The following is a 14,787-nucleotide window of genomic DNA, read 5'->3' as shown; positions in this document are numbered from 1 at the left end:
CATGCTATGTATATAATGTTAATTCCCTAAAAGTTCAGATTCAACCAATTTACGCCCTGAAGGCCCGAAATCGTCTTTACTACTTCTTCTCCTATCATAGAACAAATCCCTTCCAAATCACGTTACGTTTTCATGTCATCTTCACATCTCTCCCGGAAAGAGGGATTGTGCTTTATCACACTGAAAGACCGGGCATTCAAAAGGCAAGAAAAAAAGGCCGATCAGAGATGGCCTTGATACATACGGGCGATTTAGTTTTTGACTCCAGCCGCGATACGCTTTACGTTTGTTTCTGCTGTTTTTGTAAGGTCTGGAGTGAACCCGTTCTTCATTCGCTCGTTCTCTTCGTTGAAGTAGGCTTGTACCTCTTCATCGAATTCTATTTCGATAAGATCACGGATATCCGTGATTCTTAGAGCGATCATGATTGAAACAAGATGGGCAACCGTCAGTGATTTTTTCTTGAAATTCACTAATTCATTGATGGTCGCTACACGCAAACCGGTCAAACGGTGCAGGTCCCCTTGTGTCAACCCTCGTTCACGAAGGATTTCTCCCAATTTAATGTGAATTTTATGGGGAAATCTATCCAATGTCTCAATGACAATTGTATTTGTTTTTTGGTGAATCATGATGCTTCAACTCCTCATCCTATACAATAGTACCGTGAATTACGTCATTCGTGAACCGGCAAAAAGTTCCAATCACGAGGGCACTTTTTACCACACCCAAAAATGTGGCAATGCCTTCCTTTCACAAAAAACTGCATAATTCTTCCTGTTTTTTTATTAAAGGGTGAAGTCATCAATCGGCGTAAAAGAAAAAGCCGGGAGAACGAAGTCTCCTCGGGCTGCAGCGATGCGGATTACATCAGTATTTTCTGGACCAGGGTTGTTTTGAGGCTTTCATATACTTCATTCCAGATGATTTCATCACTGGTATATCGCGATGTCAGGCGTTCAATCATTTCTTTTTGCTTCTCCGGGAACTCTTCATGATCCTTCGGTGGCATTTTCGCCCTTTCATCGTCGACGATTTTTTTCACCATTGGCGCCCGCGGACCCCAAACGGTCTTTTCTTCACCATCCTCATCTATGAAAATAAAGATCGGGATCGCCCTTGAAGTGCCATTTGTGAGATATTGATCCATGAGCTCCAGGTTCTCATCCCGGAGGATCATCTTCACTTCCATCTCCGCTTCCTCTGCCACCTTCAAGAGTATCGGGATATTCAGCATTGCATCCCCGCACCAGTCTTCAGTCAGCACGATGACACGTAAAGAATGACCGGCAAGCGCCTTCAGGACTTCTTTGTCTTCTTCAGGGATCGTAAATTTATTTAAGATAGACAATGTATTTTCTTTGTGGGATTTCATATATTCTAAATATTGACTTGATGATATTCCTTTATTGAACCAATCTTGCAAGGTCATATTTACTCCTCCTAAGCGTGAATAGCTCATACACACACTTTCTCGATTTCTCTCTATATCTTATTCATGTTCACCTGATTCCACAAGTAATATCTATTCTGGCTGTTTCATAAATTTCAATTGTGCGATTATGCCTGCAGGAATATAATATAAGAAAGCAGATTCATCTGAGGTTGTCAGCTATAGAAAAAAATGAATAGCCAACGGGCTATTCAAAGGAAGATCCAGCGGGGAATAGGGTGATTTTTTATTCAGTCCTCATTGAAATCCGAATGTATACAGAATACCGAAAAACGGACTCTCACAAAAAAAGCTGACTCAATAGTCAGTTTAATCCTCTTCAATTTGGTTAATGTATATGATTATAGGATTACTTTTCAATTGAACCATCTTCAAAATGTCTGGAGTTCTCTATTATCTGTGCGACTTTTTTATAGTAGTAGTTCAGCTCGATCACACTGTCTGCCTCCTTCAGTCTTTTCATGTAAAGATTCGCTTTCTCATAATCTTCAGGCGGCAGTTCAACCTTGATTCTTCTTTTCTTCCACTTTGCCAACAGGTTTCACCTCATTGTGATTTGAAGATCCTCCCTTAGAGGTCAATTCGAGCTGATATTGTGATAGCTCTTGGATATAGGATTCTTTCGTCGTAGCCAAACTTTGCTCCATTTTCCTGGTAATGACGGAACTTCCCCCGATTCCGGATAATAAACTGATGTAGATGGCATACCACATCGGGATCGTATCGATGACTGGAAGTACAGAGAGGTAACCTGCCAGAACACCTATGATAATATCCTTCGTTGAGCCAAAAAGGTAATGCTTCTCCCCCTGATCGTCGATAAATTTCCGTGGAAAGGTGAAATGACCATTTTTGAAAATCAAAATATGTCCTAAGCCCCCGATACCGCCCATCAACATTGGCAACAAGATCACTTCAATTAAGGACATTCTATCCACCCTCTGGAATCATTTACTATTATTATATATTATTTACAGAATATTCAGAATAGATATTTGGACACATATTTGTCCACCAAAGGAGAGCAAAAATGAGGAAAATCGTGATGAAAGTCTCGTCTGTCGACAAACTTCGATTTCAGAACTATATGATGCAGTTAAAAAGCTCTGAATCCAAAGCGGAAGCAGATATGTATTACCGAATGGCAAAAAAGATCCTGGAAAAAGGCAGGAAGCAGGCATAGAGGTTTTTTCCGGTATACGATTTTGGCAGCTGATTTTATGGATATGTGAGTTTTGAGTAAGCCTGAAATGATTTTTTTGGACTTTCAGTTGAATCGGGTTCTATGTGCCAAGTATTGTGTACTTGGTTTTTATATGGAGCGGGGTGGTACGTTGTCAGGGTGAGCGGCACTGGATTCAGGTTGATTGGATTTCGCGGTGGATTGTTATTCACCGGACTGGATTTCGATTATTGGTATTCGGCGGACTGGATTCGGTGATTTTATTTAGAATGATTCTCTTAAGAGTATATTTTTGGGATTAGGAGCATAAATTTGTTATTTGGAGTATATATCCTCAATTAGGAGCATATATTTCCAATTGGAGCATAACCTTCCCGGCAGCCCCATTCCTATCCCTAAAACTGAGCTGAAACAAAGCAGCAACAAGGAATTGTCCCCTGCCATCATTAAATGAACTCCTCTTTTGGACAGGAACCGCATCTTTCAACCTCACTATTCACATAAAAAAGGAAGAGCCTCAGCCCTCCCTTTTTCCTCTGACTTAACTTAATTTACCCCGACTGCGTTAAATGCAGCATTGACACTTGCCACTTCAGAGCTTCCGGCACCGTAAAGGTCAGAGGCCGACTGGACCACAGCTGAACGAAGCTGGCTGTAGTTTGAAGAAGGAGTCAGGTACTGCGTGAGTGCGCGGTAGTAGATGTCGCCTACTTTATCCGGCCCGATTCCCGTTACTTTCACTCCGTAATGTGTGCCGCCCTGGCTCAATAGATAAGCCGCTTTGTTACCGATTCCGCTGTTGATGTGGACACCGCCGTTGTCGCCTGTGCCTGTATATCTGACAGAATAGTGATCAGGATCATTATACTTCGCCGGATCCGACATTGAGCGAAGTGCGTCCCCGCTCACTCCCGGCGTATAGATGTCTTCGCCGATTTCCCAATCAGGATTGTTCCCTGTATGGTATTCAAGCAGCGTTCCGAATATGTCGGACATGGATTCATTGATGGCACCTGACTCGTTCTGATAGATGAGGTCAGCCGTTGTATCCGTCACGGCGTGGGTCAGCTCATGCGCCACGACGTCAAGTCCGCCTGATAGTGGAACGAATGTTGATCCATCCCCATCACCGTAAACCATTTGCTGGCCATTCCAGAATGCATTGTTATAGTTTCGTGAATAGTGGACAGTTGATTTCAGCGCTGCCCCGTTGCCGTCATAGCTGTTGCGATTATGGACGGCTTTATAATAATCGTATGTTTCTCCTGCATAATAATGGGCATCGACCGCAGCTCCATCATATGAGGCATTGAATTTATTATCCGCATCTGCCCAGAGTGATCCCGGCAGACGCTGACGGTTGCTGGCGTCATATGTGAAGACACCTCCGCCTCTTGTATTATCCTGCAGGTAATAAGTAGAGGAAGACAGGGTTGTATTCAAAGACTTCGAATCGCCAAGCACCCCTGTACCAGTACCTACCGCATCCGTGCCCGTGATACCATTGCCGCCAGGCTTGCCGCCCGCTTCATGGATCTCATTCACCTTATCTAAGATATCCCCGCTTGCCGCATCGATGAAATAGTTCCAGTTACCCGGCTTCGGATCCAGGAAATTGTAGTTTACCAGATACGCTTGATGGGCCTGTCCATCTTTCACATAAATCACTAATTTTGATTCAGGAGCGTATTCATAAGTCGGCTCACTGCCGATTTCAGTGACTAAATCCTTTTCGCCTGCTGCCAAGGCGTCTTTTTTCGATAGGCTCTTAGCCGCTTTAAGTGACTGCTTGTCTGCAAGATTCGGAACCGGTGCCCCGGATACTGCCGTCAATACGCCGTCTTTATTGACATGCGCAGTCAGTTCGGCTGCATATACCGGTGTCCCTTTGTACATTTGCTGAACGCGGAGATATGTAAATCCGAGTTTATCTTTCTTCTTTTCTACTACTTTAAAAGAAAGGCTTGCATCGCCCTTGAACTTAAAAACATCCTGTTTTTGATTGAAATAATCCATTACGATTTTTTCAGGAGCATTGGAAGAAGGCTGGGTCAGCTTCCCGGAAATGAATTGCGGAGCTCCGATCTTTTCATTGAAATTCACTTTCTGGCTCAAATCGGGTGCACCCAATGCATCCGCGGATAATACGGGGCTCATCATCAGACCTGCAGTCAATCCTAATGCCACGACTTTTTTCTTCAATTACAACACCTCTTTTTAGAATTTTCTAACTTTTCAAACTGTAGATAAAACTATAGTACAAGTCAGACAACCCGCGAATGAGCCTAAATACCCAATAATAAACTTTCTCAAACCTGTATCTCAATACCTATGAAAAAGACTATAAAATCGCCTATTCTATGAAAACTTGAACAAAATAATCCCTATTTTGATTTTTCATTTTCATTTTCCATCAAATTCCACACAAAAAAGGCCCGTTCCTCTACCGCTTTAAAGCGGCGAGGGACGGGCCTTCACCTGATAGAATTTAGCGTTTTTGGATTTCCTGCTGAAGCAATTTGTTAACCATCGGCGGGTTCGCCTGGCCTTTTGTTGCTTTCATGATTTGTCCGACAAGGAATCCGATTGCACGGTCTTTACCATTTTTGAAGTCTTCGATCGACTGTGGATTGTTATCGAGTGTCTCGGTGACGATCTTCAGAAGGGCTCCTTCGTCAGATATTTGAACAAGACCTTTATCTTTCACGATCTGTTCAGGATCTCCGCCGTTTTCTACAAGCTCCTTGAAGACTTTCTTCGCGATTTTGGAAGAAATCGTTCCTTTTTCGATCAGCTGAATCATGCCGGCAAGACCTGAAGGAGTCAATTTCAGCTCGTGAAGTTCTTTCTGCTGGGCGTTCATGTATGCCGATACCTCACCCATCAGCCAGTTGGATGCCTGCTTCGCGTCTGATCCTTCACCGACCGTCTCTTCGAAGAAATCGGACATTTCTTTCGTCAATGTCAGAACCATCGCATCATATGCAGGCAGTCCCATTTCTTCCACATAGCGCTGTTTACGCGCATCCGGAAGCTCAGGTATCTCCGCACGTACTCGGTCCATCCACTCTTGGTCGATGTGGAGGTTCAATAGATCCGGTTCAGGGAAGTAACGGTAATCGTCCGATCCTTCCTTTACACGCATGAGGATCGTTTTACCCGTTGATTCATCGAAACGGAGTGTTTCCTGCTGGATCAGGCCGCCTGAAAGAAGGACTTTCTCCTGACGGACGATTTCATACTCCAGACCTTTTTTAACAAAGTTGAAGGAGTTCAGGTTCTTAAGCTCCGCTTTCGTACCGAACTTCTCCTGTCCGATCGGCCGGAGTGAAATGTTCGCATCACAGCGAAGGGAACCTTCTTCCATCTTACAGTCAGAAACGCCTGTATATTGAATGATCGATTTCAGCTTTTCAAGATACGCATAAGCTTCCTCCGGAGTACGGATGTCCGGCTCTGATACGATCTCGATGAGCGGTGTACCCTGGCGGTTGTAGTCGACAAGGGAATATCCGTCGCCTGAGTGAGTCAGCTTACCTGCATCCTCCTCCAGGTGAAGACGGGTGATACCGATGCGTTTCTTTTCACCGTTGACTTCGATCTCAATCCAGCCGTTTTCACCGATCGGCTTGTCGAATTGAGAAATCTGGTACGCTTTCGGGTTATCCGGATAGAAATAGTTTTTACGGTCAAACTTGGTATCCTGTGCGATTTCGCAGTTCAAGGCCATTGCCGCTTTCATCCCGAACTCAATGGCACGCTTATTCACCACCGGAAGTACGCCCGGGTATCCAAGGTCGATGACGTTCGTATTCGTGTTAGGCTCTGCCCCGAAATGATTCGGCGCCGGCGAGAACATTTTACTGTCGGTCTTTAATTCTACGTGGACTTCTAGTCCGATTACTGGTTCAAAGTTCATTGATTTCACCCCTTACAGTTGTGGTTTTTTTGTATGGAAATCTGTAGCCTGTTCGAATGCATGAGCTACACGGTAAATTGTGCTTTCATCAAAGTGCTTCCCGATGATTTGCAGTCCAAGCGGCAGTCCGTTTGAAGAGAAACCGTTCGGAACGGAAATTCCCGGCACACCCGCAAGGTTGACAGGGATCGTCAGGATATCATTTGCGTACATTGTAAGCGGATCATCGATCTTTTCACCGATTTTAAATGCAGGAGTCGGCGTTGTCGGCCCTACAATGACGTCATACTTTTCAAATACATCTTCAAAATCTTTCTTGATCAGCGTACGGGCCTGCTGTGCCTTTTTATAATAAGCATCATAGTAGCCGGAGCTGAGTGCGAACGTACCAAGCATGATACGGCGTTTCACTTCGTCCCCGAACCCTTCTGCACGCGTCTTCTTGTAAAGATCAAGAAGGTTGTCGGCGTTCGGCGTGCGGTAGCCGTAGCGGACACCGTCAAAACGGGCAAGGTTGGCTGATGCTTCAGATGAAGCCAGCAAGTAATATGTTGCTACGCCGTATTTGGAGTGCGGAAGTGAAACCTCTTCCCAAGTCGCTCCAAGGCTCTCCAAAACTTTAAGCGAAGCAAGCACGGATTGGCGCGCTTCTTCCCCGACACCTTCTCCAAGATACTCTTTCGGCACGGCTATTTTCAGACCTTTGATATCGCCTGTCAATGCTTCGGCATAGTTAGGAACCTCAACATTCGCGGAAGTGGAATCGTTCGGGTCGAGCCCCGCGATTGCCTGTAATAAGTAAGCATTGTCTTCAACATTACGCGTGATCGGTCCGATCTGATCAAGCGAAGATGCGAATGCGACAAGTCCGAAACGTGATACACGTCCGTATGTCGGTTTTAAACCGACAGTACCCGTGAAGGATGCAGGCTGACGGATCGATCCGCCTGTATCTGAGCCCAGTGAGAATGGAACTTCCCCGGCCGCAACCGCAGCTGCAGAACCGCCTGAAGATCCGCCAGGAACCGTTTCAAGATTCCATGGGTTGCTTGTCTTTTGGAAACCTGAGTTTTCTGTCGATGAACCCATTGCGAACTCATCCATATTCAGTTTCCCGATTGTGATTGTATCCGCATTATGTAATTTATTGATGACCGTTGCATCATAAATCGGCTTGAAGTTCTCAAGAATCTTACTTGCACATGTTGTACGAAGACCTTTTGTGACGATATTGTCCTTGATTCCGATCGGCATTCCGAAAAGGAGGCCTTTCGATTCATCCGTTCCAAGCTTCGCATCCATTTCCTTCGCTTTTGCACGTGCATTTTCTTCATCCAGTGTAAGGAATGCTTTCACTTTATCTTCGACGGCATCGATACGTTTGTATGATTCGTCGACCAGGTCTGTAACAGAAACTTCTTTTTTATGTAAAAGCTCATGAAGTTCTGATAATTTATGATCAAATAATGACATGAGTTTCCCTCCTTAGTCCAAAATCGATGGAACTCGTACTTGTCCATCCTGTTTATCCGGTGCATTCTTTAACACTTCTTCACGCGGAAGCCCTTCTGTCGGCTCATCTTCACGCATAACATTCTTCATATCAAGCACGTGGCTTGTCGCTTCGACATTCTCTGTATCTAATTCATTGAGCTGCTCGGCAAACCCGATGATCGCATCTAATTGATTGGTAAACTTTTTTGCTTCGTCTTCCGTGATGGCTAGTCGTGCAAGGTGTGCAACGTGCTTCACCTGATCTTCTGAAATTCTAGACATCCTCTTCACCTCCATAAAGTTTCGAACACTTGCAATACTATTGATAATACCAAAAATCGCGGTGTTAAAGCAATAGGTGAGGACTGGATGAAATGACTTCCAATTGGTCAAATCCGGCATGCCTGCCTGTATGGAAGGAGCAGTGTTCCGCGGCATACGATTTTATTTTTCGGGTTGCGGAACAAAGAAGTTGTCACCTTCCTCTATTTTCTATACCTTTAAAATAGATAATAAAAGAAAGGATTTTCCATATGCGTGCGATTGTCACAACGTTCCTGATCGGACTCGCAGGCGGCGGACTCTTCACCCTTCTTCATGTCCCATTGTCCTGGATGCTCGGGTCGATGGTGTCCGTCTTCGCTTTTCAAAAATGGACCGCCATCCATCTTAAGTGGCCGCCTGTGTTAAGGGATTTCGGCCTGGTGATTGTCGGCTATGCGATCGGCCGATCTTTCAGCATGAAAACACTCATTGAAATTGGCACACAGCTGCCTTCCATGCTAACCATGACCCTGGCTGTCATCCTTATTTCAATGATACTTGCCTATTTCACAACCAAATTAACCGGGATCAACCTGCCGTCGACCATTACCGGAAGCATTCCGGGTGGACTTTCCCAAATGGTGGTGCTTGGTGAAGAATTAAAGAACATCGACCTCACCGTGGTGACCATCCTTCAGGTCGTCCGGCTGCTGTCCGTCATATTTGTCGTGCCGTTTTTGGTATTCAGTCCCCTGCTTGCAGGGCATGCGCCGTCTCCCGCAGGGGGAGCCGGCAGCGCTGCAGCCCTTGACTGGGGTATTGTATTATTTTTAGTGATTGCCGGTTTATCAGCATTTGCTGCAAAAAAAATACACCTCCCCACCGCTGCCATGCTCGGACCGATCATGGCAGTCGGCGGGTTGGTGATTGCCGGTCTTGATGTTCCGGCCATGCCTGGCGTGCTAATCATCCTGGCTCAGTTATGCCTCGGGATTTATTTCAGCTTCATGCTCGATTTTTCATCGGCAAAAGGATTATCGAAATTCGTTCCGTTGTCCGTCATCACTTCCCTTTGCCTGCTGGTGAGCTGTGTCGGGTTGAGCTTTATTTTAAGCAAATGGCACGACATTTCGTTCCTGACGGCCTTCATCAGTCTGGCACCCGGCGGCATGGCAGAAATGGCGATTGTCGGCCAGTCGGTGAATGCCGATCTTTCAATCATCACCGGCTACCACCTGTTCAGAATCCTTTTTATCTTATTCATCATCCCGTTTTTCCTTAAATGGCTGTTCAACTCACAGTTGTTTGAGGCAAAGCAGCATTAGAAAAGCTTGTTTTTTATTTTGGAAAACACGCTTTTCTTTTTGGGCTTTGTGCTCACAGCAGGTTTGTCTGCCTGCTTTGTCACATAAATCTCTTCCTTGTTGATGGCATGATCATAGGCAAGCAGCAGACCGATATCGGTTTGGGACTCCTTATTCGTCACCATTGAAAATTTCACGCCATACTGATTGGCGAGTTTTATATATTTTGTAAGGTAGTTATAGTTCATGTTTCCATTCAGCAGGAGTTTTGCCCCCCGGTGTTCCTTAATACATTCAGCGACTTCCTGATACACTTTCTTTTCCCTTACCTGGCTTTGTGTCAGGGCAATGATGATCCGTTCCCGCAAGCTTCCGAGGAACTTTCGCCTTTCGTCAGGCTTCGTCTGTTTTTGTCCGTACATCCCATTCTCTAGATAGTCATCGATAGTTGGCTTACTCACTTCCGGCACCTCCGCGGATATTGGTGATTTTCATTACACTATATGACTGAAGCTGTTTGTTTGCTTATTCTCTCCCATTTTCTCTTATGCAAACACTTTCAGACAAGGGATAGGGGTTATGGTGCTTCTAATGCCGCTTTTGATTTCCGTACAGGACTTCGCTTTCCGCGGGTAGCCCGTGAGCCTCCTGATATTAACGAAAACGTGAAGTTATTGCCCTACACAGATTTTGGTTATGTTTTTAGGCAACCATAGTAAGTGAAGCAGTAAGTGAAGCGATTTTGACTTCTCAATTTATTTGAAACCATACATTACCGCTAATGATTTCCGTGCAAAACTCCGCTTTCCGCGGGCGGTTGGTGAGCCTCCTCGTCGCGATGCTCCTGCGGGGTCTCACCTAACTCGCTTTCCCCGCAGGAGTCTACGTTTTGCACTCCAATCAATCGCTGGAACCGGTTTTTAATATGGATAAGTTTACACCATTCCATCCTGAATAAAGGGACGGTAACTTATTTTAGTTCGTCTTGACCCTCCATTTTCTTAGATGGAACAGAAGATAAGATCCAGACCGATTCGTCTTATGCCTCCCGTCTCTGAGCATAACCTTTCCTCTCTTCTTATCTCATCAACCGCTGGTCAGGTTAACCATCGTTAGAAACCTTATCATTGCATAAAAGAAAAAAACCAAAAAACTCCCCGGTTAGAACTTTTCTAAAGGCATATAACCACAAATGAGTTTCTACCTGAAATGAAGGTCCACCACTTCTGGCCCTTCCCTGGTTAATTCAAATTCCATTGTGTGGGGTGGATTTCCGTATGGGTTTTCGACTTTGACTTTCCAGTTGTCCTGGCCTTGTTCAATGACTTCGACATAAGGGGTTTCTTTCAATGCCTTTATATACTCTTGTTCGGATACCCGCTTCTCCTTGCCGTCTATCTTTAAGATGAATTCTCCATTTTTTTCGCTTCCAATATTGTCTCCTATGTGTTCGGATAACCACCCGGCCACCTGAGGGGAAATGCTTTCTGCTGTTTCCAGTACGCTGCTTGTATTCAATTCAGGTTTATTTTTCAACACATCAAACAAATAATGCTCAAAATTGTCGCACTCCAAAATCATCCCGTGTTCATCGATCCCGCCTTCGGTTCCGCATACACCGACTGCGATGCCGTCGACGGGGAGTTCGCTGTCCTTGAGTTCTTTTTTGCCGGCGGTGTCGACGCGGTAGTTCTTCTGGTCTTTCACTGCATAGCCCATCCGCTGGCCATCGGAGTTGAGTTCGTAGTAATTTACGCTATCATGGTTCAGCATCGGCTTGGTGATGAGGTCCAGCTGTGAAAAGACAAAGTCGGCTTCAGAATAAGGAGTCTGCCCCCAATCTTCTGCATCTCTCTTGGTTCTCTTAACATCTACTGTTTCTCCATCTTCCGAAAGCCTTATCCGGTAGTAGACGGTCTCTGGCGGACCATCCTCAACGATCGATAAATCGAGACTTTCGTAATTCCCTGCTTTATCGATGACCATCCTAATATCAGTCAGTTTCACCCCGTAGTCACTTTCCACGTCAAGTTTCTCCTTAATATTGTTCCATTCCTCCAACAGGCTTCCATCGTAAAAGTTGGTCTCCTTCAACGCCACCTTCCTTGGCCATTCATACCATTCCTTCACAGAGAACGACAAGATGACCGACAACAGAAACACTGCGAAACCTGTATAAGCCGCACGACGCTTGCTCCAGGCATTGACCGGTATTTTACGGAAGAACAACAAAAAGATTATGAATCCAGCAGGGATCCTAATCCCGTTCAGATTAAACATCGCCGTCCCGAGGATAGTATATCCTATCAGCTTCGCCAGCAAGTACGGCACTTCTTCATCTGATTTACGATATAAGATAAACACTGCGGCGATCGATAGTGCCAGCAGCATGAGTTCGATCATTCGAAACTCCCCCTTTTACCATTGCCTCTGTATGAGTTCAAACAGTAACCCATTATCACAGGAAAATATTTCATATTAATAGTATAGCAGTGAATAATGGATCCAGGTCTGATGACAGGAAAAAAACTCTGGAATTCATCCATTGAACTCAGTAGAGATTATCTGTCGCGCATAAAAAAGACACCTTCCTTCATTGGAAAGTGTCTTAAAGGTATTAGAACATCAGGAAGAATATTTATCCGTGTTCTTTTCTTTCAGTTCTTTTACTTTTTTCTCGAGTTTTTCTTTCATATCTTCCCGGATTTTATTCTTCCTTTCTTCTTCCTGATCGAAATATTCATCCACTGTTTCATGTCTGATGTTGATCAGTTCCGTGTATTTGTCTTCCTCTTCTTCATCTTTGAACTTATTCATCTCTTTCAAGTCATAACGCAGGCTGCTCATGGCATTTTTGGCCGCAAGTGATTTGAAGTAGATGTCGTTGCCATAGCCGAGCATGTCAAAATAGATATCATTGCTCTGACCGAGAATATCGAAATATCGGTCGTTCCCCCATGACAGCCATTCCCAGTACAAGCGGCTGTATTCTTCTTTCAGGTAATCATTCAATTCACTTTCGGAGTATACGGATTTGTATTGTCCTCCGCCTGCTTCCGCGACTTCTTTCAGTTTGACCTGCCCCTCGTTGTCGACGTCAAAACCGATGATATTCACTTCTGCCTGGATATCGGATCCATTCAGGGATTTTGCTGCAGAAACTGGATCGCCGTCGCATGTTTCCACACCGTCACTTACTACATACACGACATTTTTAATGTTTTCCCCTTTTTGATCCTCCAGATCTTTTTGAGCTGCTTCAATCGCGCCAGCCAATGGTGTCCAGCCTGAAGGATCGAATTGTTCAAGAGATTCACTGAATCGTTTTTCATCGTATGCGTCCAAGTCATAGACAACCTCATTGCTTTTGCAGGACATTTCTTTATCAGCATCCGACCCGGTTCCTTTATGTCCATAAACACGGAGCATGATATCCGAACCCTCCGGCAGATCCTGTGCGTATTTCTGGATCGCCTGCTTGGCGAGTTTCATTTTCTGGCCCCCGCTGACTTCAGCTGCCATACTCCCGCTCGAATCGAGCAGGATGGCCACGTTTACTTTTTCCTGCTCAGGAATGTCGATTTCATCTTCAGGGGTAGAAGAATCGATTGTAATGACGGGGTCCACCTTTTCAAACCCTTCCGCTTCTTTTTCAATATCTGCAGCAACAAGGGAGACTGCAAGCGAATATGCCTCTTCCCCGCTCAGATTATCAGGGGCCTCTTCGATTTCCTTCAGGAGCTTTTTCTTGTATTGTTCATCCTTGCCTAATTTATCAGGATCGTACTTTCCTTTTTCTTTTACGATTTCTTCTACGTTATATAAGGCTGCTTGCGGTATGTTCTTTTTTTCTTCTTCGGCGTTCTCTTTTTTCGTTTCCTTCGATTGCTCCGAGCCCGACTCTTTAGGCCCGGATGCCTTCTGATCTTGTGAACATCCTGCTGCGGCTGCTGCAAGAAGGACCACCAATAATATGACGGCCCAGTTTATTCGTTTCATCCTCTATTCCTCCCTGCTTATCTGCCGTATATTTGTTCCCCTATTAAGTAGCCCAAACCAGACAGAACCAAACCATTTATTTACAATATTTTGAGATTCCTTCATTACTTTAGCATCTTATCACCTTGTTTTTCATGTGAATTAAGTAACGTACCTTATTTCACACATAAAAAACCCCGCTCCATCTAAGAACGGGGTTCATCCATCTATATATCAACCAATTACAGACAACAGAATCGCCTTTTGCACATGCAAACGGTTCTCCGCCTGCTGAAATACAGCCGACTTCACTCCGTCGATGACTTCGCCAGTCACTTCTTCCCCGCGGTGGGCAGGGAGGCAGTGCAGGAATTTCACGTCTGAGGAGGAGTGGGCAAGCAGTTCGTCATTTACCTGGTAAGGCTCGAAGATCTGAAGTCGCTCTGCAGTCTCCTCTTCCTGTCCCATGCTGGCCCAGACATCTGTATAGACGATATCGGCGCCGGCAGCGGCCTCCACCGGGTCATGGGTGAGCGTAAAGCTCCCTCCGCTGTGCCCGGTAAGCTCAACAGTGGCATCGATGACTTCCTGAGCAGGCTCATACCCTTCGGGACAGGCCACCGCCACATCCATCCCAAGCTTGGCACAGAGGATCATGAAGGAGTGTGCAACATTATTCCCGTCCCCAATATAGACTACCTTCAGTCCGGCGAGCTGACCTTTCAGCTCATAGATAGTCAATACATCCGCGAGCGCCTGACAGGGGTGATACGTATCGCATAAGCCATTGATGACGGGAACACTTGCATGCTCGGCAAGTGCTGCAACCTTTTCATGTTCAAAGGTGCGGATCATGATGGCATCGACATAAGAGGAAAGCACTTTCGCTGTATCTGCAATCGATTCGCCCCTTCCAAGCTGGATGTCGCGTGAATTCATGTAGATCGCGTGCCCGCCCAGCTGCAGCATGCCGGCCTCAAAGGATACACGGGTCCTGGTCGATGATTTCTCGAAGATCATCCCGAGTGTTTTCCCTTCGAGGCTCTTGGAAACCGGGTCCTTCTTAAGCTGCTCCGCCAGTGACAGGAGTTCATGTACCTCTTCTGTTGTATAGTCCAGCCACGTCAACACGTCCCTCCCTTTAAGGGGTAGTGTCTTAAACGGCGACAGGACTGCATTTGATTTCATCATG

14 protein-coding genes are annotated in these 14,787 nt (G+C 45.4%); 2 read left to right on the top strand and 12 right to left on the bottom strand.

Going from position 1 to position 14,787, the window contains the following annotated elements; translation table 11 throughout:
• Positions 1-251: 251 nt before the first annotated feature.
• The 4 genes from BHE18_RS15190 to BHE18_RS15175 all read right to left on the bottom strand — a co-directional run bounded on the left by BHE18_RS15190 (position 252) and on the right by BHE18_RS15175 (position 2,382).
• Positions 252-632: a helix-turn-helix domain-containing protein gene (locus tag BHE18_RS15190; RefSeq protein ID WP_032085473.1), complete on the bottom strand. Its 381-nt coding sequence runs from the start codon at positions 630-632 to the stop codon at positions 252-254.
• Between the two features lie 233 nt (positions 633-865).
• Positions 866-1,432 (bottom strand): thioredoxin family protein, encoded by a 567-nt coding sequence (locus BHE18_RS15185; RefSeq protein WP_071619376.1) that lies wholly within the window; start codon positions 1,430-1,432, stop codon positions 866-868.
• 370 nt (positions 1,433-1,802) lie between these two features.
• Positions 1,803-1,988: a hypothetical protein gene (locus BHE18_RS15180; protein WP_032085471.1), complete on the bottom strand. Its 186-nt coding sequence runs from the start codon at positions 1,986-1,988 to the stop codon at positions 1,803-1,805.
• Positions 1,954-2,382: a DUF4257 domain-containing protein gene (locus BHE18_RS15175; protein WP_058299101.1), complete on the bottom strand. Its 429-nt coding sequence runs from the start codon at positions 2,380-2,382 to the stop codon at positions 1,954-1,956. The genes BHE18_RS15180 and BHE18_RS15175 overlap by 35 nt, the downstream gene beginning before the upstream one ends.
• A 101-nt stretch (positions 2,383-2,483) precedes the next feature.
• Between BHE18_RS15175 and BHE18_RS23275 the strand changes: the two genes are divergently transcribed.
• Positions 2,484-2,636 (top strand): hypothetical protein, encoded by a 153-nt coding sequence (locus BHE18_RS23275; RefSeq protein ID WP_171910722.1) that lies wholly within the window; start codon positions 2,484-2,486, stop codon positions 2,634-2,636.
• A 546-nt stretch (positions 2,637-3,182) separates the two neighbouring features.
• On the opposite strand, the gene BHE18_RS15170 is transcribed toward BHE18_RS23275, so the two are convergent.
• The 4 genes from BHE18_RS15170 to gatC all read right to left on the bottom strand — a co-directional run bounded on the left by BHE18_RS15170 (position 3,183) and on the right by gatC (position 8,331).
• Entirely contained in the window at positions 3,183-4,796 is a 1,614-nt protein-coding gene (locus BHE18_RS15170) for a M4 family metallopeptidase (RefSeq protein WP_071619644.1), read from the bottom strand.
• Positions 4,797-5,124: 328 nt separating this feature from the next.
• Positions 5,125-6,555, bottom strand: coding sequence for an Asp-tRNA(Asn)/Glu-tRNA(Gln) amidotransferase subunit GatB (gene gatB, locus BHE18_RS15165; protein ID WP_071619375.1), 1,431 nt, complete (start codon positions 6,553-6,555; stop codon positions 5,125-5,127).
• Positions 6,556-6,567: 12 nt separating this feature from the next.
• A complete protein-coding gene (gene gatA / locus BHE18_RS15160; protein ID WP_071619374.1) occupies positions 6,568-8,028 on the bottom strand; it encodes an Asp-tRNA(Asn)/Glu-tRNA(Gln) amidotransferase subunit GatA in 1,461 nt (486 codons plus the stop codon).
• 12 nt (positions 8,029-8,040) lie between these two features.
• Positions 8,041-8,331: an Asp-tRNA(Asn)/Glu-tRNA(Gln) amidotransferase subunit GatC gene (gene gatC, locus BHE18_RS15155; RefSeq protein ID WP_071619373.1), complete on the bottom strand. Its 291-nt coding sequence runs from the start codon at positions 8,329-8,331 to the stop codon at positions 8,041-8,043.
• 251 nt (positions 8,332-8,582) lie between these two features.
• On the opposite strand from gatC, the gene BHE18_RS15150 reads away from it, so the two are divergent.
• On the top strand, positions 8,583-9,638 hold the full coding sequence (locus BHE18_RS15150) for an AbrB family transcriptional regulator (RefSeq protein ID WP_071619372.1): 1,056 nt from the start codon (positions 8,583-8,585) through the stop codon (positions 9,636-9,638).
• Here BHE18_RS15150 and BHE18_RS15145 read toward each other — a convergent pair.
• The 4 genes from BHE18_RS15145 to argF all read right to left on the bottom strand — a co-directional run bounded on the left by BHE18_RS15145 (position 9,635) and on the right by argF (position 14,786).
• Positions 9,635-10,078 carry a YueI family protein gene (locus BHE18_RS15145; RefSeq protein ID WP_071619371.1) on the bottom strand — a complete coding sequence of 148 codons (444 nt, stop codon included), beginning with the start codon at positions 10,076-10,078 and terminating at the stop codon, positions 9,635-9,637. The genes BHE18_RS15150 and BHE18_RS15145 overlap by 4 nt on opposite strands.
• Positions 10,079-10,817: 739 nt before the next feature.
• Positions 10,818-12,020 carry a hypothetical protein gene (locus BHE18_RS15140; RefSeq protein WP_071619370.1) on the bottom strand — a complete coding sequence of 401 codons (1,203 nt, stop codon included), beginning with the start codon at positions 12,018-12,020 and terminating at the stop codon, positions 10,818-10,820.
• A gap of 222 nt (positions 12,021-12,242) precedes the next feature.
• Entirely contained in the window at positions 12,243-13,616 is a 1,374-nt protein-coding gene (locus BHE18_RS15135) for a vWA domain-containing protein (protein ID WP_071619369.1), read from the bottom strand.
• A 213-nt stretch (positions 13,617-13,829) separates the two neighbouring features.
• The gene (gene argF / locus BHE18_RS15130) at positions 13,830-14,786 is read right to left on the bottom strand and encodes an ornithine carbamoyltransferase (RefSeq protein WP_235860339.1); all 957 of its coding nucleotides are present in this window, start codon (positions 14,784-14,786) and stop codon (positions 13,830-13,832) included.
• Position 14,787: the final 1 nt, after the last annotated feature.

This window comes from Rossellomorea aquimaris (genome assembly GCF_001877785.1).
Classification (GTDB): domain Bacteria; phylum Bacillota; class Bacilli; order Bacillales; family Bacillaceae_B; genus Rossellomorea; species Rossellomorea aquimaris_A.
The sequence above is the reverse complement of the archived record's forward strand: the minus strand, read 5'-3'. Positions and strand labels throughout refer to the sequence as shown.

Bases quoted from the DNA above. Each gene is read 5' to 3' on its own strand.
- gatA (WP_071619374.1), bottom strand. From the start codon at position 8,028: ATGTCATTATTTGATCATAAATTATCAGAACTTCATGAGCTTTTACAT.
- BHE18_RS15150 (WP_071619372.1), top strand. From the start codon at position 8,583: ATGCGTGCGATTGTCACAACGTTCCTGATCGGACTCGCAGGCGGCGGA.
- BHE18_RS15175 (WP_058299101.1), bottom strand. From the start codon at position 2,382: ATGTCCTTAATTGAAGTGATCTTGTTGCCAATGTTGATGGGCGGTATC.
- gatC (WP_071619373.1), bottom strand. From the start codon at position 8,331: ATGTCTAGAATTTCAGAAGATCAGGTGAAGCACGTTGCACACCTTGCA.
- BHE18_RS15190 (WP_032085473.1), bottom strand. From the start codon at position 632: ATGATTCACCAAAAAACAAATACAATTGTCATTGAGACATTGGATAGA.
- BHE18_RS15170 (WP_071619644.1), bottom strand. From the start codon at position 4,796: ATGATGAGCCCCGTATTATCCGCGGATGCATTGGGTGCACCCGATTTG.
- BHE18_RS15140 (WP_071619370.1), bottom strand. From the start codon at position 12,020: ATGATCGAACTCATGCTGCTGGCACTATCGATCGCCGCAGTGTTTATC.
- argF (WP_235860339.1), bottom strand. From the start codon at position 14,786: ATGATGAAATCAAATGCAGTCCTGTCGCCGTTTAAGACACTACCCCTT.
- gatB (WP_071619375.1), bottom strand. From the start codon at position 6,555: ATGAACTTTGAACCAGTAATCGGACTAGAAGTCCACGTAGAATTAAAG.
- BHE18_RS23275 (WP_171910722.1), top strand. From the start codon at position 2,484: ATGAGGAAAATCGTGATGAAAGTCTCGTCTGTCGACAAACTTCGATTT.
- BHE18_RS15185 (WP_071619376.1), bottom strand. From the start codon at position 1,432: ATGACCTTGCAAGATTGGTTCAATAAAGGAATATCATCAAGTCAATAT.
- BHE18_RS15135 (WP_071619369.1), bottom strand. From the start codon at position 13,616: ATGAAACGAATAAACTGGGCCGTCATATTATTGGTGGTCCTTCTTGCA.